The 22793-nt window shown below is 60.4% G+C and carries 19 protein-coding genes and 1 other RNA gene; 15 read left to right on the top strand and 5 right to left on the bottom strand.

Annotation, left to right across the window (positions count from 1 at the left end; all coding sequences use genetic code 11):
- Window positions 1-24: 24 nt before the first annotated feature.
- The 5 genes from prsR to J3364_RS03005 form a co-directional block, all read right to left on the bottom strand.
- Window positions 25-1401, bottom strand: a complete 1377-nt coding sequence (gene prsR, locus J3364_RS03025) for a PEP-CTERM-box response regulator transcription factor (protein WP_349556580.1) — start codon at window positions 1399-1401, stop codon at window positions 25-27.
- 250 nt (window positions 1402-1651) lie between these two features.
- The gene (gene prsK / locus J3364_RS03020) at window positions 1652-3766 is read right to left on the bottom strand and encodes an XrtA/PEP-CTERM system histidine kinase PrsK (RefSeq protein WP_349556579.1); all 2115 of its coding nucleotides are present in this window, start codon (window positions 3764-3766) and stop codon (window positions 1652-1654) included.
- Window positions 3767-3954: 188 nt separating this feature from the next.
- The gene (locus tag J3364_RS03015; RefSeq protein WP_349556578.1) at window positions 3955-4902 is read right to left on the bottom strand and encodes an SDR family oxidoreductase; all 948 of its coding nucleotides are present in this window, start codon (window positions 4900-4902) and stop codon (window positions 3955-3957) included.
- The gene (locus tag J3364_RS03010; protein ID WP_349556577.1) at window positions 4902-5717 is read right to left on the bottom strand and encodes a lysophospholipid acyltransferase family protein; all 816 of its coding nucleotides are present in this window, start codon (window positions 5715-5717) and stop codon (window positions 4902-4904) included. The genes J3364_RS03015 and J3364_RS03010 overlap by 1 nt, the downstream gene beginning before the upstream one ends.
- Before the next feature lie 82 nt (window positions 5718-5799).
- Window positions 5800-6693, bottom strand: a complete 894-nt coding sequence (locus J3364_RS03005; protein WP_349556576.1) for a D-hexose-6-phosphate mutarotase — start codon at window positions 6691-6693, stop codon at window positions 5800-5802.
- Window positions 6694-6900: 207 nt separating this feature from the next.
- Here J3364_RS03005 and J3364_RS03000 point away from each other — a divergent pair, with 207 nt between their 5' ends.
- The 15 genes from J3364_RS03000 (at window position 6901) to J3364_RS02930 (ending at window position 22790) form a co-directional block, all read left to right on the top strand.
- The gene (locus J3364_RS03000; RefSeq protein WP_349556574.1) at window positions 6901-9390 is read left to right on the top strand and encodes an acyl-CoA dehydrogenase; all 2490 of its coding nucleotides are present in this window, start codon (window positions 6901-6903) and stop codon (window positions 9388-9390) included.
- A gap of 195 nt (window positions 9391-9585) precedes the next feature.
- Window positions 9586-10116 carry an REP-associated tyrosine transposase gene (locus J3364_RS02995; protein WP_349556573.1) on the top strand — a complete coding sequence of 177 codons (531 nt, stop codon included), beginning with the start codon at window positions 9586-9588 and terminating at the stop codon, window positions 10114-10116.
- Between the two features lie 238 nt (window positions 10117-10354).
- On the top strand, window positions 10355-11053 hold the full coding sequence (locus J3364_RS02990; RefSeq protein ID WP_349556571.1) for a 2OG-Fe(II) oxygenase: 699 nt from the start codon (window positions 10355-10357) through the stop codon (window positions 11051-11053).
- 90 nt (window positions 11054-11143) lie between these two features.
- An RNA gene (gene ffs, locus J3364_RS02985) (signal recognition particle sRNA small type) lies at window positions 11144-11240 on the top strand.
- A 185-nt stretch (window positions 11241-11425) separates the two neighbouring features.
- Window positions 11426-13450: a DNA polymerase III subunit gamma/tau gene (gene dnaX, locus J3364_RS02980; protein WP_349556569.1), complete on the top strand. Its 2025-nt coding sequence runs from the start codon at window positions 11426-11428 to the stop codon at window positions 13448-13450.
- A gap of 123 nt (window positions 13451-13573) precedes the next feature.
- Window positions 13574-13897 (top strand): YbaB/EbfC family nucleoid-associated protein, encoded by a 324-nt coding sequence (locus tag J3364_RS02975; protein ID WP_123635457.1) that lies wholly within the window; start codon window positions 13574-13576, stop codon window positions 13895-13897.
- 41 nt (window positions 13898-13938) lie between these two features.
- Window positions 13939-14541 (top strand): recombination mediator RecR, encoded by a 603-nt coding sequence (gene recR, locus J3364_RS02970; protein WP_349556567.1) that lies wholly within the window; start codon window positions 13939-13941, stop codon window positions 14539-14541.
- A gap of 42 nt (window positions 14542-14583) precedes the next feature.
- On the top strand, window positions 14584-15708 hold the full coding sequence (locus tag J3364_RS02965; RefSeq protein ID WP_349556565.1) for a ribonuclease D: 1125 nt from the start codon (window positions 14584-14586) through the stop codon (window positions 15706-15708).
- Entirely contained in the window at window positions 15705-15989 is a 285-nt protein-coding gene (locus tag J3364_RS02960; protein ID WP_349556563.1) for a YcgL domain-containing protein, read from the top strand. The genes J3364_RS02965 and J3364_RS02960 overlap by 4 nt, the downstream gene beginning before the upstream one ends.
- On the top strand, window positions 15989-16435 hold the full coding sequence (locus tag J3364_RS02955; protein ID WP_123635461.1) for a YcgN family cysteine cluster protein: 447 nt from the start codon (window positions 15989-15991) through the stop codon (window positions 16433-16435). Before J3364_RS02960 ends, J3364_RS02955 begins: the two co-directional genes overlap by 1 nt.
- Window positions 16436-16804: a hypothetical protein gene (locus tag J3364_RS02950; RefSeq protein ID WP_349556561.1), complete on the top strand. Its 369-nt coding sequence runs from the start codon at window positions 16436-16438 to the stop codon at window positions 16802-16804.
- Window positions 16805-16893: 89 nt separating this feature from the next.
- Window positions 16894-19602: a vWA domain-containing protein gene (locus tag J3364_RS02945; protein ID WP_349556560.1), complete on the top strand. Its 2709-nt coding sequence runs from the start codon at window positions 16894-16896 to the stop codon at window positions 19600-19602.
- Between the two features lie 63 nt (window positions 19603-19665).
- A complete protein-coding gene (locus J3364_RS02940) occupies window positions 19666-20508 on the top strand; it encodes an AAA family ATPase (protein ID WP_123635463.1) in 843 nt (280 codons plus the stop codon).
- 27 nt (window positions 20509-20535) lie between these two features.
- Complete coding sequence (locus tag J3364_RS02935; protein ID WP_349556558.1) at window positions 20536-21714, top strand: vWA domain-containing protein; 1179 nt, start codon at window positions 20536-20538, stop codon at window positions 21712-21714.
- A 578-nt stretch (window positions 21715-22292) separates the two neighbouring features.
- The gene (locus tag J3364_RS02930; RefSeq protein ID WP_349556556.1) at window positions 22293-22790 is read left to right on the top strand and encodes an AraC family transcriptional regulator; all 498 of its coding nucleotides are present in this window, start codon (window positions 22293-22295) and stop codon (window positions 22788-22790) included.
- Window positions 22791-22793: the final 3 nt, after the last annotated feature.

Raw genomic sequence — 22793 nt, 5'->3', positions numbered from 1 at the left:
CGTCCTTCGTGCCGCCGGTGCCGATCAAGCACCGGAAACGGCGGGTGATGTCTCGATTTTATACTTGTCAGTCAGGTTGTAGAGCGTGGGGCGGGTGATGCCGAGTAACCGGGCGGCCTGAGCCATGTTGAAGTTGCTGGTTTTCAGGGCATGGTTGATGGCAGAGCGTTCCGCATCCTCGCGGACCTGACGCAGGTTGAGCACATTGCCGTCATGGACGAAATCGTCGCATCGCAGCTGTAGGTCGCTGGCCGTGACGCGTTTGCCTTCGGCCATGATGGTGGCGCGCTTGATCTTGTTGATCATTTCCCGAACGTTCCCGGGCCAGCTGTAGCTCTGGATGGCCTGCATGGCATCTTCCGAGAAGGCCAGATTGGGGCGATCAAGCTGCCGCCCCAGCGACTTCAGCAGAGACTGGGCGATGACAATGGCATCGCCATCCCGTTCCCGTACGGCGGGGACGTCGAGGGTGATTTCACTGATCCGGTAGTAGAGGTCTTCGCGGAAATCGCCGCTGGAGACCAGGTCTTCCACGTTGCGGTGGGTCGCACACACCACGCGAACGTCCACGTGGATCGGGTTGACGGCGCCGACCCGGTCAATGACCCGTTCCTGCAGGAACCGCAGCAGTTTGGCCTGCAGCGGCATGGGCATGTCGCCAATCTCGTCGAGGAACAGGGTGCCCCCGTTGGCCATCTCGATCTTGCCTTTCTTGCTCTGGGTGGCGCCGGTGAAGGCCCCTTTCTCGAAGCCGAACAACTCGCTTTCCAGCAGGTTTTCCGGAATGGCGGCACAGTTAATGGCCGCGAAGGTATGGCCCGCCCGCTGACTCATGTCGTGAATGGCGCGGGCAAGCAGTTCTTTGCCGGTGCCGGTTTCACCGATAATCAGCGTCGTCACATCGGCCGGTGCCACTTTTTCGACCATCCTGCACAGTGAAAGCATTTGAGGGCTGGCGGCCACGATACCCTTGATCGAGGTGCCATTACGGCCCTGACTGAGCTCCCGGTTCTCCTGTTCCAGTTCGGCCAGCCGGAAGGCGCGGTTGACGACGAAGGTGAGGATGTCCGGATCCAGCGGTTTCTGGTAGAAATCGCTGGCACCCATGCCAATGGCACGGACGGCGTTCTCCCGGTCCTCGCGCCCGGTGACGACGACCACCTTGGTGGTGGGGGACAGGCGGACAATGTCGTCCAGCAGGGCGAACCCTTCTTTCGCGCCGCCCGGGTCGGGGGGCAGACCCAGATCAAGGGTGACGACCTGAGGCTCGAATCGACGCAGGGCGGTGAGGGCCGCTTCGCGATCGCCGGCGACGACCACTTCAACATCGTCGGTGAAGCACCAGCGCATCTGACTTTGCAGGCCAGGATCGTCTTCGACAATCAATAGACGCTTATTCACGACAGAACCAAATCCTTTTTTCTGATCGGTGACATTGGGCGCTGGGTGATAAAACCCTGAACACCTTTGAGAGCTTTCTTCTTTACCGCCGACGGCTATTCTGGGCGCCGTCTGTTAACATACTGTAACACTGATTCTGGCTGTATTTTGACGGAAATCAACAGTAATGCACTCGATGCATCGAGAATGAACAAAAATTTGACAAACATTTAACCGTTGGTCGTTTCGTGAACAGATTGGGGGCCCACGGTCAGGCATTCTCGGCAATCGGCTGGGGCGGTTCATCGAGATTGCCCCGCTTGATTTCGGGCTTTCCCAGCGGCAGCCGGACCGAAAAGCAGGAACCCACTCCCGGTTCGCTCGTGACGTCGATGTTCCCGCCGATCTGGCGAACGTATTCCCGCGCCTGATAGGCGCCAATGCCCATGCCGGCCAGTCCCTTGGTGCTCTCGAACGGCTTGAACAGCTTCATCTTGATGAAGTCCTCATTCATGCCGGCGCCGGTATCCTGAATAAAAATCACCACGTGATCGGAGCCTTTCTTCAGGTTCAGGGTGACTTCACCAGTGGGTGGGGTGGCGTCCTGCGCATTCTGGATCAAGTGACCGATGACGCTGCGCAGCTGTTCGGGATCGGCCCGGACCCAAATCGGTTCGCCGGGAGGATGGTAAACGGGTTTGGGGTCGCTGCGGGTATGGTGATGCGCCAATTCTTCCAGCATCGATTCGAGTTCGATCGGCTGGACCGGCATCTCGTTCGTGGCGGGTCTGCGAATATGGTCCACCAGGCCGGACAGTTTGGTCACCGCATGCTCGGTGGTGCGGATCATGTCGTCGATGAACTCAGGGTTGTCGCGATGCCTTTCCGCATTTTTTACCAGGAGCGAGAGCTGGGCGATCATGGTTTTGAGGTCGTGCACCATGAAGGCGGACGCCTTGGAAACTGCCTCGAACTGCATCGCCCGTGAGAGCCGGTTCTGGGCATCGGCCTGGGCCAAAACGTTACAGGTCTGGCGAGCCACGACCCGGATCAGGTCGAAGTTTTCCCAGTTGAGCTCCACTTTGGCGTAGGGCGACCCAACCAGGCAGACCCCGTAGAGCTCATCGCCCAGGTACAGCGGGATCACCAGCCAGCCATCGGGGAATTTGAGGATGGCGTCGGGTATTTCCAGCAGTTCATAGCGGATCGGATCGATGTGGTATTCCGACAGGTCGATGATCCATTCCTTTTCATTGAAGAAGCTGACGATGTTGGCGTCGCGGTCGATCATGGTGTGTCTGGGCGGTGTCAGGTTGACCGTGGTGTGCAGCACGTAGTTACCGTCTTCGTCCCTTACCCAGAGCGCGCCGGCGTTGCTTTCCACCAGATCCGCCATGATCCGCACGACTCGCTCGGGCAGCGGGGGATCTTCCGTGAGGTTGGCGAAAATCTGGGTCATTTTCAGCCACTCTTCCCGGTAGTCGTACTTGTAGTCAAAAAAGTTCTGGCTGATGAAGATCATCAACCGCGCCCGGAACCGGCTGGAGCTGAGCAGCGCGGTAAACAGCACGAGAAAGACGGTCAGGAACAGGACCTGAAGCGCTTCCCCCCAGTCGCCGCCCAGGGTCCGGACGTAATAGCCGCCAATGGCCGCGAAAATCAGGTAGGCGCCGGCGAAGGCAATGGCCCCGACGTGGAACACGGCATTGCGGGAGAGTTGGAAATCCACCGGTTGCTTGCGGGTATTGATGACGTTGACGGCAAACAGCGGCGCCAGGAAGGCGTTGGCGGCACCTCGGGCACTCCAGAACGAATCCGACAGTTGGCCGAAGAGCAGGGCATCGGAATACATAAAGAAGTCATAGGCGAAGATGCCGCCAATCCCGATGCACAGGTACTTCATGCTCGAGCGGCCGAAGGAAAGGGAATTACGCCAGATCTGTTCGATCAGGCAGACCCCAAGTAAGGACACGGCAATCTGGCCGACGACCTTGGTCTTGCCGTCCAGCAGTTGCCAGCCCAGCGCGTATTCAAGGGCGCCACAGGTCAGCAGTGTCAGGATGAGCAGGCCGATTGCGGTGCCCAGCACCCGGCGCAGGGTGGTCGCAATGTGTCCGGAGCGCTTGCTGTCGCGAATCAGCGCAAACAGCACGGCCACCCAGGCGGCGTCGCGAATCAGCTCCAGCAGGTAGCGGATAAAGAAAGGGGGCTGGTTCCAGATCATCTGGCTCACAAGGGACACGCCCCAGATGGTCGACACCATGGCGGCCAGCATGAGCGCGCGATCCGTGTTGCGCCTGAGGTATTTGGAACCAACCAGGATGGCCAGGGCCGCGTACGCAAGCGCCGCAGCGGAATGGCTCACCAGACTGAAGTCGATGCTCATGGGTACTCGTCCTGTGAGTTTAGGAGCCTCTGACTAAGCACGAGGGCGCCGCGATCACCGGTGCCGCGCCCGTTTTTCGACCAGTATAAAAGCAATTCTGTCGCGGATGCACACAGTCTGTGGTTTGGGGCGCCGGGAAGTCCGCTTTCCAGGCACCCCGCCGTTGAGCAGCGGGTCCGGCAGGGGCTTTACACCGGATGTTTGTTTTCCCGGTAGTAGCGGAAGATCTCCTTCAGCGGCCGCTTGGGTTTAAAGCCGAAGGTGTCTCGAAACGTACGACCATCGATCACAACCGGGTACTTGAAGAAGCTCATCAGGTACGACGGGAAGCTCTTCATATTCAGCAGGCGTGCAATGGTTCGGGGCAGCGACGGCGGAATCGAGGGAATCGGTACCCGGGTGCAGCCGCTGAGCTGGAGGGCGTGCTGGTAGGCGATCCAGTCGTCCGGCGCGACGTTGAAGACACCCCGTTCCGGCTTGCGGTAGCTGAGTACGATGGCGTCTGCCATGTCGTCGATGTGGATAAACTGCATCATCGGTGAGAAGCCGGCCAGCACCGGGGCGCGGCGGCTGGCCAGCAGCGTACTGATCGAGTTGCGCACGCCGGGACCGACAATGTTGCAGGGGCGCAGGACCGTGATGTTGAGATCCGGGTAGCGCCACAGGTAGATGTTGGCCAGGTTCTCCAGTTCGATGGAGTCAACCAGGTCCATGCTCAGGCCGGCGCCCTTGAGCGGCGCCTGCTCGTCGATCAGCGCCGGGTTGTAGGCGCTGGCCCCGTAGACGTGATAGGTGGAAAGCACGATCACCCGGTGGATGCCGTATTTATGCGCCAGATCCAGCAGCTTCTGGCTGCCCAGCACGTTGGCGTTGTAGCGCCGCATGCGGGTTTCCTGGCTCGACATGATGCGGCCCAGGTGAATGATGCCCTCGAATTGGAAGCGGCGGAATAAATCCTCGAACACCCGCTTGTTGAAATCGATGCAGTAGCTGGGTATGTCGTCACCGAGGTAGACCTCTTCCCGGAAATCGACGGCGACCAACTGGTAGTCGTCACGCAGGCGGTTTATGACCTGCTGGGCCAGGGCGCCGGCGGCACCGGTGACCAGAATCTGTGGTTTGCGTTCATTCGCCATCAGAACAGCCTTTTCCTCTCGCTCAATCCCTGATTGATCAACTCGTTGATCTCCGCCTTGACCACTTCAACCCGCTCGGTGACCTTTTCTTCCGGAATGTCGGCGTTGTCGAAGTGCATGGGTTTGCCGAACTTCAGATAAACCTTGGCCGGAAACACGAAGGGCACGGCCAGGGGCACGTAAGGCAATCCAAGCGCCTTCGCCAGCGGCCGTATGTTGGCCACGGCGGGAATGGTTTCCTCGCAGCCCACCACACCGACCGGCACGATGGTGGCGTTGTATTGCATCGCCAAACGCATGAAGCCGTTACCGAAGCGCTTGAGCTGGTAGCGGTCGCTGTAGAGTTTTCCTGAACCGCGAATGCCTTCCGGGAACACGATGATGGCCTCGTTGTTGGCCAGCATTTTGGCGCAGTTCACCGGGTCTCCGAGCACCGCTCCGATCTGGTTCAGGATATTGCCGAGGTAGGGCACCGTCGGGAAGAAGCGCTCGATCATGGCCCGGGGCAGTCGCGGGTTCCTTTCGCGCGAGGCTACCGCGGTACCGATCAGCAGGCCGTCGATGGGCAATTGCCCGCTGTGATTGGCGATCAGCAGTACCGGGCCTTCGGCCGGCACGTTATCGACGCCATCGGCCACTACCCGGAAATACTTTTCGTAGATCTGTTTGGCCAGCGAGAAACCGATCTTCAGCGAATCGTTGTTGTAGCCCCACGGATCATAGCCCAGCGAGCCGAGCGGCTTGCGGATCCGGTTGACCTGGTCTTCCAGCGATTGCGGAACGACTTTTTCCTTGATGAACGATCTCAGACTCATCAGCGCTTCCTGGTTAGCATTCTCGTTGTTGGCTGCCCGTAACCGTGCAGGATATGTGCCCCTGTTGTTTTGCAACGGTGTTCTAGCACCGCGACAGGACCAATTCCGTGGTGTGGCTCTCGCCGTCCATTAAACGGATAAAGTGAGGCCACGCATTGGCGGTTTCGACGCACAGCATGGTTTTCCAGGCGTTATCCGGGAAATCCGACAGCCGTTTGGCCTTCTCCGGGCCGGGATTCCAGACCACGGTCGACTCACTCCCCTGGGTTTCAATACGGGTAACGTGCCTGGGCGTATGCACCAGAATGGGGCCGCCTCGCTGGTAGATCCGATCCGTCTCGCCACGAAAGCGGACGTCGCCGGATTCCAGGATTTCCTGCCAGTCGTGGAGGGTGTCGATGTAGTGTGTCTGTTCCAGACCGCTCAGGAAACTGTGGGTCACGTCCGCAGTCGGGAAGTAGGTGTGCAGGGCTTCGGTGTATTCCACCGGCGATGACCCGGTATTGTGCGTAGTCAGCAGGATCTGGCAGTGCTCGGCATTGAAGCGGAAGGTCATCCTGGCCCGCAGTGGCCAGGCGTTGCCGATATCGCCACAGTTGGCGGCGTCCAGCATGAGGCTGATTTCCACATCCTGTTCCGATTCGTGGATATCGGCCAGGGTCCACGTGTGGGTGCGGGCAAAGCCGTGGGCTTTGTCCGTTTGGGCCCGGTTTGCAACCGGCTCCGGGTTGCGCCGGGCGTCGCCAAACCAGGGCCAGCAAACCGGGATACCGCCGCGAATGGCGCGGCTCTGCTCGAATGCGGCATCCGGACTCATCCAGAGCCAGTTGTCGTCCCCCGTGGGGGCAAAGTGGGTGAGGTGAGCGCCTTGCAGGAATATACGGGCCGAAAAACGGGGATGCCTGACTTCAATGGCGTCAAGGTCGCCGTGGGTGATCCGGGCGGTAAACAGTGCATCCGATTTGCTTGAAGTCATCCAGTTCGGTCCTTTTGACGCATATGATGGGGAACCGGCCGGTTTGTCGTCACTGACCGGCGTTGTTCCTTAGTTTGAGTCTTCCACGATTTTGTGATCATAGTGTTCGCGTCCGGCACCTGACCAGCCCCCTTTTGCGGAAAATTGGGGCGTTGGTCAGGAGATGAGCCGGTTCACTGTACCGTGTCGGTAAATGGAGGAGCCTGCATGAGTGTCCTGTTTCTTCTGATCAGTGCGTTAGTCCTGCTTTATTTTGGTGTTGGCGGCACCGTCGCGGGCGTTGTCATGACGCTCACCACCCTGTTTGGCATGTTCGAGGATGATTGGCATATCCTCAGCATCCTGATCGGCGGTGTCTTGCTGGCCTTCGCGCTGATACTCGTTTTCCCCGGTGGGTTGCGTCGCAATCGGTTGAGCCGGCCATTACTGGGTTGGGTTCGCGATCGCTTGCCGTCGCTGTCGGACACCGAGGCGGAAGCGCTGAAATCCGGGAGCGTGGACTGGGATGGCGAGTTGTTTTCCGGCCGCCCGGAGTGGGACAAATTGATGGATGCGCCACATGCCCATCTCAATCAGGCCGAGCAGGCGTTTGTCGACGGCCCGGTGGAAACGCTCTGCGGCATGCTGGATGACTGGAAGATCACGAACGAACTCTATGACCTGCCACAGGAAGCCTGGGAGTTCATCAAGAAGGAAGGCTTCTTCGGGCTGGTAATTCCCGAGGAATACGGTGGCAAGGGGTTCTCCGCGACCGCCCACTCGGAAATCGTGATGAAGGTGTCGACCCGCAGTGTCTCGGCCGCGGTAACGGTCATGGTGCCCAACTCATTGGGGCCGGGTGAGCTGCTGATGCATTACGGCACCGACGAGCAGAAACAGTATTACCTGCCGCGGCTGGCGAAAGGGGAGGAGGTGCCGTGTTTCGCGCTGACCTCGCCGGTCGCCGGTTCGGACGCCGGGGCGATTCCCGACAAGGGCATCGTCTGCCGCGGTCAATGGAAAGGCGAAGAGGTCCTGGGGCTCAAGGTCACCTGGAACAAGCGGTACATCACGCTGGCGCCTGTGGCGACGCTCATTGGTCTGGCGATCAAGGTCTATGACCCGGACGGACTGATGGGCGGTGAGGAAGATCTGGGCGTCACCTGCGTCATGATCCCTCACGATCTTGAAGGCGTGCATCACGGCGCCCGCCACCTGCCCATGAACACGGTCTTTATGAACGGTCCGACCTGGGGCGAAGATGTCTTTATCCCCTTGAGCCAGGTGATCGGTGGCGAAGGCATGGTCGGCCGGGGCTGGACCATGTTGCTTGAATGCCTGTCCATCGGCCGTTCGATTTCGCTGCCGGCGCTGGGCACGGGGGCCGGCAAACTGGCCTGCCTGACTACGGGTGCCTACGCCGGCATTCGTGAACAGTTCGGCCGTTCCATCAGTCATTTCGAGGGGGTTCAGGAAGCGCTTGAACCCATCGCCGGTTACACCTACATGATGGACGCCGGGCGGCTGCTGACTTCCGGCATGCTCGATCGGGGCGTGCGCCCGTCCGTTCCCTCTGCGGTGCTGAAGTACCGCAACACGGATCTGATGCGTAAAGTCATCAACCACGCCATGGACGTTGTGGCCGGACGCGGTGTGATCACCGGTCCGCGCAACTTCCTGGCCCGGGCCTATCAGGCGGTGCCCATCGGCATCACGGTGGAAGGGGCCAACATCCTGACCCGCAGTCTGATGATCTTCGGCCAGGGGGCCATTCGTTGCCACCCCTACATTGTCGATGAGATCGAAGCCGCCGGCATGGAGGATGAAGAACAGGCGGTCCGTGCCTTTGATGACGTGTTCTACAACCACATGGCGCACACCACCCGCAACGCCCTGCGGTCGTTCGTGCTGGGGCTCAGTCACGGCTGGCTGGAGCCGGTGCCCGGCCGCGGCGGATTGCAGCGTTACTATCGCCAGTTGGCGCGATTCACATCGGCGTTTGCAGTCCTCACCGATGTCACCCTGCTGACCATCGGCGGTGGCCTGAAAGCACGTCAGCGGCTTTCCGGGCGCATGGCGGATTGTCTGGTGGCGCTGTATTACGCCTCGGCGATCATCAAGCAGTGGCACGAAGAAGGCTATCCGGAGGACAACCGGCCGGTGGTCGAGTGGGGGCTACAGCGGTGTCTGTACGATTTCCAGAACGCCATGAAGACGCTGATCGAGAACTTCCCGGTACCGGCGCTGCGCTGGCCGCTCAAGCTGTTGGTCTTCCCGATTGGCGCCTGGCTCAAAGCGCCGGATGACCGTCTTGGTGAAGAGGTGGCCCTGTCGATCGTCAAGGATGCCCCGGTCCGCGAACGCATCGTGCGTGGAGTCTACCAGCCGGTGGACCCGAACGATCCGGTGGGCCGCGTGCTGCACGCCTACAACATGGCCAACGCCTGCCGCGATGCCCGCGAGCGCTTGAACGAAGCCATCCGAAAAACCGACCCGGACGAGCTGCAGGACATCGAGATGCTCATGGCCCACCAGCGTTCCGAGCTGGTGGACTGGGCGATCGAGAAAAACGTGATTCGGGAAGACGAGCGCGACACCCTGATCGAAGCGCTCAGTGCCCTGTATGACGTCATCCGCGTGGACGCCTTCGACGGGGACGCCATCAAATCCCTGGCGGAATGCTCCGAAGGCAAACTCAGCGAAGTCGCCCGTCCGTAACGACCGGTCGGCCGGGTAGGGATGGATCCCTGCCCGGCGCTTTCTCGCCACCTAGCCCTTGGTGCGTACCCGCCGTAGGTTGGGCTGACAAAGGAAGCCCAACAGAAAACAGGCTAAAGGGCCCATTAGAACGCCAATCATTTTGAAATTCCTCCGCGGGACCGATAAACAAAAGCCAAGGGATGGCAGCATCATATGCAGTACCGTCGATCCGATATTCCGGGAGCGACTTACTTTTTCACGGTAAATCTTGCTCAGCGCAATTCAGACCTTTTGGTTCGCCGAATTAGCGACCTCCGTTCAGTCATACATGAGGTAAAAGCCAGGCATCCATTTTCGCTTGTGGCAATGGTGGTCATGCCGGAACATTTGCATGCGATCTGGCGCTTACCGGAAAACGACGCCAATTACCCGCGCCGCTGGTCATTGATCAAGGCAGGCTTCTCAAGAAGGATTGAAAGAGGGGAACGTATTGCACCCAGTCGTGAGGCAAAGAGGGAACGTGGGCTATGGCAGCGCCGCTTCTGGGAACACCAGATCAGGGATCAGGCGGATTTGGAGAGACATGTCGACTATATCCACTACAATCCGGTAAAACACGGCTGGGTCGAGCGTCCCATCGACTGGCCCCATTCGACGATACATGGATACGTTGCGAGAGGTTGGATGGACGCCGATTGGGGAGGTAGTGATGAGCCGGGCGGGGAGGCGTTTGGTGAAAGGTAAGGTTTTGTTGGGCTTCCTGCGTCAGCCCAACCTACGTGAGGGTTTCCCCTTAGTCCAATGGCACCTCCGGTAGGTTGGGCTGACGCAGGAAGCCCAACAGAGGCCGGCTTGCACTGACGTAGGCCAGCCTCATCATGAATCAGCGTAGGGATCATTCCCTATCCGGTCCGGCCAGAAAAAGAGGGCAGCAGGGCGGGTTTGGTCTTACACTGCCGGCAGTCCTGTTTGAGGTATGGCCATGCCCTCTTTTCCTTACGATGCCGCGGCCGCGGTTGATCTTGCACTTCAGCAAACGGCTGGTTCGTCGGTTATTGAATCGTGGCTGGATGCGGTATGTGACGACCTGGCGGAATTCGGCTGGACCAGTCAGTCGATCCTGCCGCTGGTGCCGAACGATCTGATGAATGAACTGCGCCGTGAAGTGCAAACCCTTCATCGCTCGGAAGCGCTGGACACGGCGGGTGTCGGGCGTGGCAAGGATCACACCCATGACCGCTCGGTGCGTCGTGACCGTATCGCCTGGCTGAACGGGGAAACGGGGCCGCAAGGTCAGTTGTATTCGCTTTTCCAGTCGATTCAGGATGGCTTGAACCAGCGCCTGTTCTTGGGGTTGAAGCGATTCGAGGCGCATTACGCGACCTATGAGTCGGGCGATTTCTATCGCTGCCATGTGGACAGCTTTCGCGGTCGCTCGTCACGCATCATCAGCCTGGTGTTGTACCTGAACGAAGGCTGGCAGGCGGCTGATGGCGGCCTGTTGCAGATCTTCAACCGGGAAAATCCGGATGAAATCTGTGGTCAGGTTCTTCCGGAAGCCGGTCGGGTGGCGCTTTTCATCAGCGAGGACGTGCCCCACGAAGTCCTCGCCGCGCAGCGGACCCGCTACAGCATTGCCTGCTGGTTCCGGCGGGATCCGATACAGGGCATCGCTCTGTAAATCCATCTTCAAAAAGGCGTTGATGCCGTCGGTGCGGCCTGCTAAGATGCGCGCCGCATCCGGGGCAATACCGGATCGTTATGGTGGCTCCGCCGGTGCCTCCGCAACAATAAACCGTGAACCCGGTCAGGCCCGGAAGGGAGCAGCCGCAGCGGTGGACTTGGGTGCCGGAGTGTCGCTGGTGGAGTCACCCCCAGTTTTCTCTCCTTCGAACATCCCCGATTTCCTCTTTGTTTAAAGTCCAGCCAAATCAGCCGGCTACGTTGTATTTGTAAGATCTCTGTCCCTGCGGTATTCGCGCTCGGTTTCCTTCTTATCACTGGCTGTCCATGCTATCGTTAAGCCCGGTTTGAACGGGACGTGACGCATTCGATGAGCTATCAGGTTCTGGCCCGAAAATGGCGGCCAAAGACGTTTCAGGACATGGTGGGGCAGGAACATGTGCTCAAGGCACTGGTTCATGCACTGGACCATGAGCGCCTGCACCATGCCTATCTATTTACCGGAACCCGCGGGGTGGGGAAGACCACCATCGGCCGACTTCTGGCTCGCTGCCTGAACTGCGAAACCGGGATTACGTCGTCGCCCTGCGGTGAGTGTGACAGCTGCCAGGAGATTCTGGGTGGTCGTTTTGTCGATCTCATCGAAATCGACGCCGCGTCCCGCACCAAGGTTGAGGACATGCGCGAGCTGCTGGATAACGTCCAGTACGCGCCGACCCGTGGCCGCTTCAAGATCTACCTGATCGACGAAGTGCACATGTTGTCCAACTCCAGTTTCAACGCCCTGTTGAAAACGCTGGAAGAGCCGCCCGACCACGTCAAGTTCCTGTTTGCGACCACGGACCCGCAGAAACTGCCGGTGACCATCCTGTCCCGCTGCCTGCAGTTCAATCTAAAGCGGATGACGCCGGAACACATTGTCGGCCACCTCAACTACGTGCTGACCGAGGAAGGCATTCCCTACGAAGAGCCGGCTCCCTGGCTGCTGGCCCGGGCTGCCGACGGCAGTATGCGGGACGCCCTGAGCCTGACTGATCAGGCCATTGCCTTCGGCAACCAGAAGCTGGCGGCCAGTGACGTCAGTGCCATGCTGGGCACCATTGACCAGCGGGACATCCATCAGATTGTGGATGCGCTGGTACGCAGCGATGGTCCGGCGATGCTTTCCGAGATTCACCGGATTGCCGAGTTTGCACCGGACTACAGTGTGATTCTCAGTGACCTGCTGTCCTTGTTCCATCGAGTGACCCTGGAGCAGGTGGTGCCCGGCAGCGCCGACAACGCCATGGGCGATGCGGAGCACGTCAAGGCGATGGCGCGGCAGCTGAGCGCCGAAGACGCCCAGCTGTTCTATCAGGCCGCTCTTGTGGGCCGTAAAGATCTGGCGATTACTCCGGACGCCCGCATGGGCTTTGAGATGGCATTGCTGCGGATGCTGACCTTCCGTCCGGGAACTGATCGCCGCGATCCACCGGTGATCCAGAGCAGTGAGCGCCGTGATGCCGGCACGCCGGGCGACGATCCCGAGCCTGCGCCCGCCCAACCGGCCACCGAGTCGGTCGCGGCGGCGCCTGAACCCGCACCAGAGACAGAGCCGGAACCACAAGCGGAACCGGAGCCTGCCTCGCCGGTACAATCCGACGCTGAAGCAGTGCCTGACCAGCCGGAACCGACTCCGGTTGCTGAACCGGAACCCGAACCGGCGCCTGCTGTGGCGGACGAGCCGGAACCGGTGCGAGCTTCGGCTCAGCAGGAAGAGTCGGTGCCGCTGAGTGCCTATGACGATCCCTCGCTTTCTGTCGATGGTGATGTGGATATGGATCTGCCGGAAGAGGTGCGGTACGCGCCGGAGCCGGTAGCCGAGCAGCCAGCGCCCGAACCACAACCGGAGCCTCGGCCTGAGCCTCAGGTATCGGCACCAGCACCTGCAGAGCCGGTTGAAGACAAGCCGGCGCCCGCCCCGACAGCCACTGGGCATTCAGGGCCGGTCAACGAGCCTCGGGAAACCGTCGATCCGTCGGACTTCGAGTGGCAGCGTGATTTTCGCGCGCTGGGTTTGAGCGGTATGGCCGGTAACCTGGCCAGTCAGGCTGCGTTCGCGAAAACGGGCAGTGACGTCGTGCTGACCCTCGACAGCGGCCATGCGCGGCTGCTCAACGATCGGCATGTGTCGCGGATCACTGAGGCGCTGGGCAGCTTTTTCGGGGAGGCCGTCACGGTGACGCTGCGGGAGGGCGAGCCCGGTCCGGAGACGCCGGCGGCGTTTGCCGAGCGCGCCCGGATTGCACGCCAACAGGCGGCCGAGTCATCGATTGCCGGGGATCCGATCGTACAATCGATCATGCAGCGGTTTGACGGGGCGATCGTGGACGGCAGTATCGAACCGGTCAAATAGGCCGCTGTCCAAGAGGAATGTCTGGCGGACGCGTGAAAACCGGTGCGGCCAGGGTTGAAATCCCGCGGTAAAGCCGCACAACGCCGTCAGGTGAATCCGACATACAGTACCGAGGTGCTACTCATGTTTAAAGGTATGGGCGACCTGATGAAGCAGGCCCAGCAAATGCAGGACGAGTTCAAACGCGTCCAGGAAGAGGTGGCGAAAGCCGAGGTGACCGGGGAAGCCGGCGCCGGACTGGTCAAAGTCACCATGAACGGCCGTCACGATGTGAGCAAGGTGGATATCGATCCCTCGCTGCTCACCGAAGACAAGGAAATCCTGGAAGACCTGCTGGCAGCGGCTGTGAACGATGCGGTACGGCGTGTGGAAGAGCATCAGAAGGAGCGTATGTCCGGCATGGCCTCGGACATGGGTGTGCCGCCCGGCTTCAAGATGCCGTTCTGACGTTACGTTCTCGATAAAGAATAAGCAGTAGAGGAATCCGGATGGCTTTCAGTCCGCTGGTCGATGAACTTGTAGAATCGTTGCGTTGTTTGCCGGGTGTGGGCCAGAAAACCGCGCAGCGGATGGCGTTCCATTTGCTGGAACGGGGCCGCAGTGGTGGCGAACGTCTGGCAGCGGCCTTGCAGAACGCCATGAGCGGCGTCCAGCGATGCCATTCCTGTCAGAACTTCGCCGACACCGACCTGTGCAACCTTTGCGCCGACGACAAGCGCCGCACCGGTACGTTGTGCGTTGTGGAAAGCCCGTCGGATCTGCTGGCCATCGAGCAGGCGGGCTATTACGACGGCAGTTATTTTGTGCTGATGGGGCACCTGTCGCCCATCGACGGCGTCGGCCCGGAAGAAATCGGCATCGAACAGCTCCTGCGGCGTATTCGGGATGAGGGCGTCACCGAGCTGATCTTGGCCACCAACCCGACCGTCGAAGGCGAGGCCACGGCGCACTACATCGCCGATCGGCTGGACGGTCAGAATGTCTTGATCACACGCCTGGCCCACGGCATTCCGGTGGGTGGCGAACTGGGTTACGTCGACGGCTTTACCCTCGGCCATGCCTTCCGCGGCCGTAAGCCCCTGAGCGAATGATTCCTTCCGCCCGAAACGCCTCCATCCAACCTGGAACGCTTCATGACTGATACTTCCACTGTGCGCTGGCTGAACACGCCTGAAGAACTCGACCGCTGGCTGGCGCAGGCGCCGGATCGGCCACTGGCCCTGGACACCGAGTTCGAGCGGGTCAGCACCTTTTTCCCGATTCCTGGGCTGGTGCAATTGGGCCTCGGGGAGGATCTGCGCCTGGTGGAACCGGCGGTGGCCGAAGCCTCGCAAGCCTTCCGTGACTGCTTGGCCGGTACCGAGCGGCCCAAGCTCCTGTACGCCATGAGCGAGGACATGGAACTGTTCCGCCACTGGCTGGACCTCGAGCCTCGCGCCGTATTGGATCTGCAGCTTGCCAGCGCGCTGGCCGGTCTGGGCTTCTCGGTGGGCTATGCCAAGCTGGTGGAAACCCTGTTTGATGTGGCCATCGACAAATCCGCGACCCGCTCCGACTGGCTGGCCCGCCCACTGTCCGACGTCCAGTGCCAGTACGCTCTGGAGGACATCCGCTACCTGGAACCGATGTACGAACGGTTGACGGCCATGCTCGAGGAGCGGGGCTTCTATACCGCCTGGCTCGAAGAGAGCGAACGCTTTGCCAAGGACCTGGCCAGCCAGGGAGAGCCCGAAGAGTATTACCTGAAAATACGCGGTGGCTGGCAGCTGACTCCTCGTCAGCAGGCGGTCCTGCGCGAGCTGGCCGCCTGGCGCGAGCAGGAATGTCGGCGTCGTGACCGCCCACGGAACCGCGTGCTGGCCGACGCGGCCTTGATCCGGATCGCCGAGCGCATGCCGGAGAGCAAGGGCGCGCTGGGCGCGTTGCAGGACGTGCCGCCGGTGGTGGTGCGCCGTTACGGTGAGACATTACTGGCGTGCGTCGAGCGCGGCGAGTCGAGCGACGGCATTACTGATAGAATTGAAACGCCGCTGACCCGGGACGAGCAGGGGTTGTTCAAACAGGTCAAGCGCCTGATCCGGGGTGAGGCGGAAGCCCGCGATGTTCCCGTCGAACTGGTGGCCCCGCGCAAGCGTATCGAGGCCTGCATCCGTCGCTGGGACAGCAACGATGACGCGGCGCGTTTTTTCACTGAAGGTTGGCGCGGCGACATGCTGGCGCCGGTCCTGGGCGATGTATCGAGAGTATTGAGCGAATGAACCGGCAGTTTGTATCCGTATTCCGCAGCGGCAAGAAAGCCGATACGTACCTGTATGTCCGTCGCAATCAGGTCTGGGACGATCTGCCCGAGGGCTTGCGCAGCATCTTCGGGGCACCACACCATGCGATGGACTTGCTGCTGACGCCGGATCGCAAGCTGGCTCGCACTACTGGGCAAGAGGTGCTGTCGGCCATCGAGGAAAAGGATTTCTATCTGCAGATGCCGGAAGAGCAGTCGGATTACATCGTTGAGTTCAAGCAAAAACTGAAGAAAGAGTAATGATTGCAGCGATTCCTTTCTGGCAACGTAAGCACTTTCACGAGATGACGCGTGAAGAGTGGGAATCGCTGTGCGACGGTTGTGGCAAGTGCTGCCTGACCAAGCTCGAGGATGAAGACACGGGCGAGGTTTACTACACCGACCTGGCCTGTGAATACATGGATGGCGACAGCTGCCAATGCACGGTCTACAGCCGGCGCCAGGAAAAGGTGCCGGATTGTATTGTGCTGACACCCGACAGCGTGGGCGATTTCCATTGGCTGCCACAAACCTGTGCCTATCGCCTGCTGGCGGAGGACAAGCCGTTGCCGGACTGGCATCCGTTGGTCTCCGGTGATCCTGACAGTGTCCATCGGGCTCAGGTGTCCGTGCGCCAACGCACCGTTTCCAACGCCAGCGTGCCGGAAGCGGACTGGGAAGAACACATCATTCATTGGGTACTTTAAGTGATCGATTTACCAATTCAGATGGACTCGCAGGCCCAGGCGGCCTACCTGATTTTCTGGGCCGTGTACGCCATCGGCTTCCTGATCTTCGTTTACCTGATGTCGCGCTTGCTGCGCATCATTCCGGTCTACGGGATTCGCACCTTGATTCTGGCCGCGTTCGTGGCGCTGCTGCTGACACCGGTGCAGTCCACGGAGGCGGCCAACTGGTGGATTCCGGCCTGGCTGCATGGGGGCTATGAATCCATACTCGGTCATACGGAAGAAGCGGCCCGGGCCTTCTCGAACATGGTGCTGGTTGGCGGATGCGTACTGATTGTCTGGATTCTGGATCTGGTCCGGGTGCGGATCTGGCGCCGCGAGGCCTGAGTGGCGGCCGACTAAATCGCTTTTCTGGGCGGGGCCCCGTGCGCTAATCTCCGTCACACACGTTTACGGATGCGACAGATAATAACGCTATGATGACTGCTTCCTGGTCCCGCTTTCTGCTTTCTCTCTCTTTATTGGCGCTGATGGTATTCCAGGCTCCCGGGGCAATAGCCCAGGACGCCGATGGGGCCAGGGCACCGGCTTTGCCGGAGCCCCAGGATGTCCGCATCGTGGTGGACATCTCCGGCAGCATGAAGGACAGCGATCCGGACAACCTGCGTCAGCCGGCGGTAAGGCTGTTGGCCCGGATGCTGCCGGACAATGCCCGCGGGGGCGTCTGGACCTTCGGCCAATACGTCAACATGCTGGTGCCGTCCGGCGAAGTGACGCCGAAATGGCGTGACACCGCCGTTAAGCGCTCCTCAAAGATCAATTCAGTCGCGCTCCGGACCAATATCGGTGAGGCCCTGGAAGTCGCCAGCGACGATTTCTACGGCGACCGCCGCTTCGACAACACCCACTTCATCCTGCTGACCGATGGGGTCGTCGATATTTCGAAGGACGCCGCGGTCAACGCTCGCGAGCGTAACCGCATCCTCGATAACGTGGTGGAGCGCATCCGGTCCCGGGGTGCCACGATTCACACCATCGCGCTGTCCAAAAATGCCGATCTCGCACTGCTTGAGCGTCTGGCCGTGGAGACCGGCGGTACGTTTTCCGTCGCGCCGGATGCCGATGCCCTGAATCGGGTGTTCGCCGAGACGCTGAATACTGCGGCTCCCCAGCCTGAAGTGCCGATCAACGACAAGCGCTTCCGCATCAGCGAGGACGTGCACGAATTCACGGCGTTGATATTCCATGAGGGCGATGACCAACCGCTGGCCCTGATGACACCGGACCGTAAGCGAATCACCCACGACCAGCATCCGGACAACGTGCGCTGGTACGCGGAAGGCGCCTACGACCTGATCACCGTCGACGAACCAGCTGAAGGCGAATGGCAGGTGGACGGCGAGCTCGGCGAACAATCCCGGGTGACGGTGGTCAGCGATCTGCGGATGGCGGTGTCGCCGGTACCGAACTTTTTCTACACCGGTGAACCGGTGTCGATCGACGCCTCCTTCTACGATGACGACAAGCCGATCACCAATCCGGATTTTCTGGGCGTACTTGATGTTTCCTTGACCCTGTCGACCCAGGATGGCCGATCCGGCACCAAAACGCTGTCGGGCGACACGCCCCCGGCGGATGGCGTCTACAGCGATACCATTGAAAAACTGAGCGAACCCGGCACCTACGATCTCACGCTGGCGGCAGACGGCAAGACCTTTGCCCGTCAGTTCACCGCTCGTATCACCTTGCGCCCGCCGGCGAGCGTGTCGGTCGAAGGCGAAGGCACGGGAAGCGGCAGCCAGTATGTGCTGGAAGTCCTTCCGGAGCATCCGGATCTGGATCGCAGCAATGCCATGGTGGGTGTCCGGGTGCAGCCGCCGGGGCAGGGGGGTGACAGCGACTTCGAGCCCGTCCCATTCGATCAAAAGGCGGGTGTCTGGCGCAAGGTGATCAAACCCTCAGCCGGTGACGGGGATTATGAAGTCCACGTCCGCTTCCAGGGCAGCACAACAGACGGCCAGGCTTTGAACTATGCTCCTCCGACGTTTACCGCGACCTTCCCCCGCGAAGGCGGCGACCAGGCGGCCTATACCTCGTTAAGCGCTGAGACGGTGACTGGCGCGGGTGAAGACAACACCGGTCAAACAGACCCGGCGCCCATCCCTATGGCAGATAACAAAGCCGCCGAGCCTGCCGAAGCGCCGTCACCTGAGCCCGAAAAAGCCGCACCGGACGTTGCCGCCGCAAACAACGAAGTGCAACAGCCGGCTGTCACTGAGGCGTCGGAGGCCGAACCCGCGCCCGCTATCGCGCCACCCATCGATACATCGCAGGTGGAAACCCCGTCCGAGCCTGCGCCAGCCGCCAGTGACGCGCCCGCGGAACCGCCGCAAAAGGCCATGCCCGCGGAAACCGACGACAACGGCGATGAAGGCTCCCTACTGGCCGATGTTCCCTGGTGGGCCTGGGGAGCCGGTGGCGGTGTCATCGCAATCGCCGCCGTCGGGTTTGCGATTGCCCGGGCGAGACGAAAAGACGAAAAAGACCCGGACGACGAGGCGTCCGCTGCGACAGACGCCGAGGATGAGACCGCTGAGGCCGATGTCGCCGAAGAAGAAACGCCGGCCGAACCGGAGAGCGACGAGCCACCGGTCGTCGAATCGGAGGAAGAGGCTCCAGTGGACGAGACGCCGATGGAGGAGCCGTCGGAAGAAGAGGAACCATTACCGCCAGTGATCGAGGAAGAACCGGTTGCTGAACCGGAGCCGGAACCGGTCGCTGAGGAAGAGCCGGAGCCGCCGGTGGCCACTGAAGCGGCAGAACCCGTTGCCGAAGACGCCGACGACGACATCCCGACGCTGGACGAGCAGCCTGCCGAGGCGGCCGACATGGACGAAGCCTGGCCGGTGGACGACGAAGACGGCACCTCAAACCCGGAAATCGATGAAACCGCCGATGACATTGAGCGGTTCCTGGAAGAGGCGCGCCGTGACGAGGCCGATCTGGCCGCGGCGGAAGAGGATATCCTGTCCGACTCGGGGGATGAGGACAGCGATACAGACGACGATTACTCCCTCGAAGACTTTGATCTCTCCGATATCGACGACCTTCCGGACCTCGAAGACGAGGAACGTAAGCGAGGCGAATCGGAAAACGGGGATGCCGACGATAAAAAATCAGAATAACGTCGGCAGGCGCCCGGCTCCTCGCGCATGTGAGCACCGACCCGAAATAAAAGGACAGACACCATGAAGTTTACTGGCACCGAAAAATACGTCGCCACCGAAGACCTCCAGATGGCGGTCAATGCGGCCATCACCCTACAGCGCCCGCTATTGATCAAGGGCGAGCCGGGCACCGGCAAGACCATGCTGGCAGAGGAACTGGCCGAAGGCGTGGGGGCAAGGCTGATCACCTGGCACATCAAGTCCACCACCAAGGCCCAGCAGGGGCTCTATGAGTACGACGCGGTCTCGCGCCTGCGGGATTCCCAGCTTGGCGACGACAAGGTGCACGACATCAGCAACTACATCGTCAAGGGTAAGCTGTGGGAGGCCTTCGAGGCCGATGAGCAGGTGGTTCTGCTGATCGACGAGATCGACAAGGCCGATATCGAATTCCCCAACGACCTGTTGCTGGAACTCGACCGCATGGAGTTCTACGTCTATGAGACCCAGAAAGTGGTCAAGGCCACACGTCGTCCGATCGTCGTGATCACCAGTAACAACGAGAAAGAGCTGCCGGACGCGTTCCTGCGCCGCTGCTTCTTCCACTACATCAGCTTCCCGGATCACGACACGATGAAGAGCATCGTCGACGTGCATTTCCCGGACGTCCAGCAACAGATCGTCCGGGACGCGCTGGAAGTCTTCTTCGACGTGCGCAAGGTGCCCGGCCTGAAGAAAAAACCGTCGACCTCCGAACTGGTGGACTGGCTCAAGCTGCTGATGGCCGATGAGCTGTCCGCCAAGATGTTGCAGGAGAAGGACACTTCCTCGGCGCTGCCGCCGCTCTATGGCGCCCTGGTCAAGAACGAGCAGGACGTTCACCTGTTGCAGAAACTGGCCTTCATGGCGCGTCGCCGGAGCTGATCCGACGGCCTCTGTAAGGAGGACACTATGCTGATTGATTTTTTCATGGAGGTGCGTCGTGCCCGTGTGCCGGCGAGTCTGCGTGAGTATCTCGATCTGGTGGACGCGCTACAGCACCGTCTGGCCTTTGCCGACATGGAGGAGTTCTATTACCTGGCGCGCCTGTGCCTGGTGAAGGACGAGCGGCATTACGACAAGTTCGACCGGGCGTTCACCGCCTACTTTGACGGCATCGAGAACCTCGACGACCTGATGCAGCAACTGATTCCCGAAGACTGGCTGCGCAAGGAGTTCGAGAAACAGTTGTCGGAAGAGGACAAAGCCAAGATCGATTCGCTGGGCGGGCTGCAGGAGCTGATCGACGCGTTCAAGGATCGCCTGGAAAACCAGAAGGAACGGCATCAGGGCGGTAACCGCCAGATCGGCACCGGCGGGACGTCCCCGTTCGGGGCCCACGGCTACAACCCGGAAGGCTTCCGCATCGGGCAGGAGAAAGGGCGCCACGGCCGGGCCGTCAAGGTCTGGGAAAAGCGGGGCTTCAAGGATCTGGACGACAGCATCACGCTGGGTATCCGCAACATCAAGGTCGCGTTGAGACGGTTGCGTAAATTTGCCCGACAGGGGGCCGCCGATCAGTTGGACATGGACGACACGATCCGCTCCACCGCCCGAAACGCCGGCTACCTGGACCTGAAAATGGTCCCGGAACGGCACAATGCCGTCAAAGTGCTGCTGTTCTTCGACGTGGGCGGGTCCATGGATCCGCACATCCGCGTCTGCGAGGAGCTGTTCTCGGCGGCGCGTGTTGAGTTCAAGCACATGCAGTATTTCTACTTCCACAACTTCATCTATGAAAGCGTGTGGACGAACAATGTGCGACGCCTCAACGAGACCACCAGCACCTGGGACATCCTGCACAAGTATTCGCCGGACTATAAGGTCATCTTCATCGGTGACGCCAGTATGGCGCCGTATGAGATTTCCCATCCCGGCGGCTCCATCGAGCACTGGAATGAGGAGGCCGGTGCCGTGTGGTTCCAGCGCCTGCAGGATCACTTCCGCAAGGTAGTGTGGCTCAATCCGTTGCCGGAGAACTACTGGGGAACTGGTGGCTCTATTGGCATGACCCGCCAACTGCTTGGGGACCACATGTACCCGCTGACCATCGATGGTCTGGAATCGGCTATGCGGTTCCTCAGCAAATAATCCGGCGGGCAGCGGCGTGCCGAGGCTCCCATCCCCGGCGCGCTGTTGCCACCGGAAACCCTGGGGTTACGCTTCCGCTTCGTAGGTTGGGCTGACGCAGGAAGCCCAACAAACAATCAGGCGAGGATGGGGGCGACCTGTTGCCTTGCCCTGTCGGGCTTCCTGCGTCAGCGCCAACCGACCTGTCGGTTGGCGCATTCAGGCATCGCAGGGCAAAAAAAAGCCGATGCGGTTGAGGCGCATCGGCGAAGCTCGGCATATCGAACGGTTTACCCTTCATCGAAGAATTGCACCGCAATAAGGTCAAAGCACGCGCTTTGCCAGCCTAAAAAAAAGACATTAAAAACAGCCCTCTAATTCATTTTTTGACGGGCCAGTCATTCTCTCCCTCGCGCTTTATCCCAGTATGTGTAAATGATGTCGACAGTTTGGATCTGTGCGACAAGCCCGACTTTTCATTTGGTGATCCAGGTACCGTTTCAGCAGCCGGGCCGGTGTTACGCTTTGTTACCGAAAGCCCGGGCGCCTGCTGCCATCGGGCTTGATGAACCCCCAGGACACTGATCGCGAGAGTACCGATGCGCCTTATCCTGCTGATCACCGGCCTGCTATTAACCGGTGCGCTGGCGGCCGAGCCCCTCAGCGACGATATTGCCTCGCTCAAGGCCGATGTCGCCGGCCTTAACCACACGTTGTTCCAGCTGGAAGAGGATATCCTCAACCCGGCGAACACTCAGGTGGCGGTCTACCTGTCCTTTGACGCCCGGGATTACTTTGTTCTCGATTCCGTTGAGCTGGCGCTGGACGGCCATTCGGCGGTATCTCACCTCTACAGCGAAAGGGAACGCAAGGCGCTTGAGCAAGGTGGGGTGCAGCGGCTGTATCTGGGAAATCTGGCGGCCGGCGAGCATGAGCTGAGCGCGGTGTTCAATGGCCAGGGCGCGAACGACCACTACTACCGCAAGGACGCCAGCTTTACCATTCAGAAGGCCACCGGCAAGGCCCAATACGAGCTGGTGATCGACGCGCGAGCGCCCAGTTTTGAACCTGCCATGCGCATCAAACAGTGGGATTGAGGC

This window comes from Marinobacter sp. NFXS9, assembly GCF_040148665.1.
Classification (GTDB): domain Bacteria; phylum Pseudomonadota; class Gammaproteobacteria; order Pseudomonadales; family Oleiphilaceae; genus Marinobacter_A; species Marinobacter_A mangrovi.
Note: the sequence above shows the minus strand (reverse complement) of the source record. Positions and strands in the feature narration are given on the sequence as shown.

Bases quoted from the DNA above. Each gene is read 5' to 3' on its own strand.
- prsK (WP_349556579.1), bottom strand. From the start codon at position 3,766: ATGAGCATCGACTTCAGTCTGGTGAGCCATTCCGCTGCGGCGCTTGCG.
- J3364_RS03015 (WP_349556578.1), bottom strand. From the start codon at position 4,902: ATGGCGAATGAACGCAAACCACAGATTCTGGTCACCGGTGCCGCCGGC.
- J3364_RS03010 (WP_349556577.1), bottom strand. From the start codon at position 5,717: ATGAGTCTGAGATCGTTCATCAAGGAAAAAGTCGTTCCGCAATCGCTG.
- J3364_RS03005 (WP_349556576.1), bottom strand. From the start codon at position 6,693: ATGACTTCAAGCAAATCGGATGCACTGTTTACCGCCCGGATCACCCAC.
- J3364_RS03000 (WP_349556574.1), top strand. From the start codon at position 6,901: ATGAGTGTCCTGTTTCTTCTGATCAGTGCGTTAGTCCTGCTTTATTTT.
- J3364_RS02995 (WP_349556573.1), top strand. From the start codon at position 9,586: ATGCAGTACCGTCGATCCGATATTCCGGGAGCGACTTACTTTTTCACG.
- J3364_RS02990 (WP_349556571.1), top strand. From the start codon at position 10,355: ATGCCCTCTTTTCCTTACGATGCCGCGGCCGCGGTTGATCTTGCACTT.
- dnaX (WP_349556569.1), top strand. From the start codon at position 11,426: ATGAGCTATCAGGTTCTGGCCCGAAAATGGCGGCCAAAGACGTTTCAG.
- J3364_RS02975 (WP_123635457.1), top strand. From the start codon at position 13,574: ATGTTTAAAGGTATGGGCGACCTGATGAAGCAGGCCCAGCAAATGCAG.
- recR (WP_349556567.1), top strand. From the start codon at position 13,939: ATGGCTTTCAGTCCGCTGGTCGATGAACTTGTAGAATCGTTGCGTTGT.
- J3364_RS02965 (WP_349556565.1), top strand. From the start codon at position 14,584: ATGACTGATACTTCCACTGTGCGCTGGCTGAACACGCCTGAAGAACTC.
- J3364_RS02960 (WP_349556563.1), top strand. From the start codon at position 15,705: ATGAACCGGCAGTTTGTATCCGTATTCCGCAGCGGCAAGAAAGCCGAT.
- J3364_RS02955 (WP_123635461.1), top strand. From the start codon at position 15,989: ATGATTGCAGCGATTCCTTTCTGGCAACGTAAGCACTTTCACGAGATG.
- J3364_RS02945 (WP_349556560.1), top strand. From the start codon at position 16,894: ATGATGACTGCTTCCTGGTCCCGCTTTCTGCTTTCTCTCTCTTTATTG.
- J3364_RS02940 (WP_123635463.1), top strand. From the start codon at position 19,666: ATGAAGTTTACTGGCACCGAAAAATACGTCGCCACCGAAGACCTCCAG.
- J3364_RS02935 (WP_349556558.1), top strand. From the start codon at position 20,536: ATGCTGATTGATTTTTTCATGGAGGTGCGTCGTGCCCGTGTGCCGGCG.
- J3364_RS02930 (WP_349556556.1), top strand. From the start codon at position 22,293: ATGCGCCTTATCCTGCTGATCACCGGCCTGCTATTAACCGGTGCGCTG.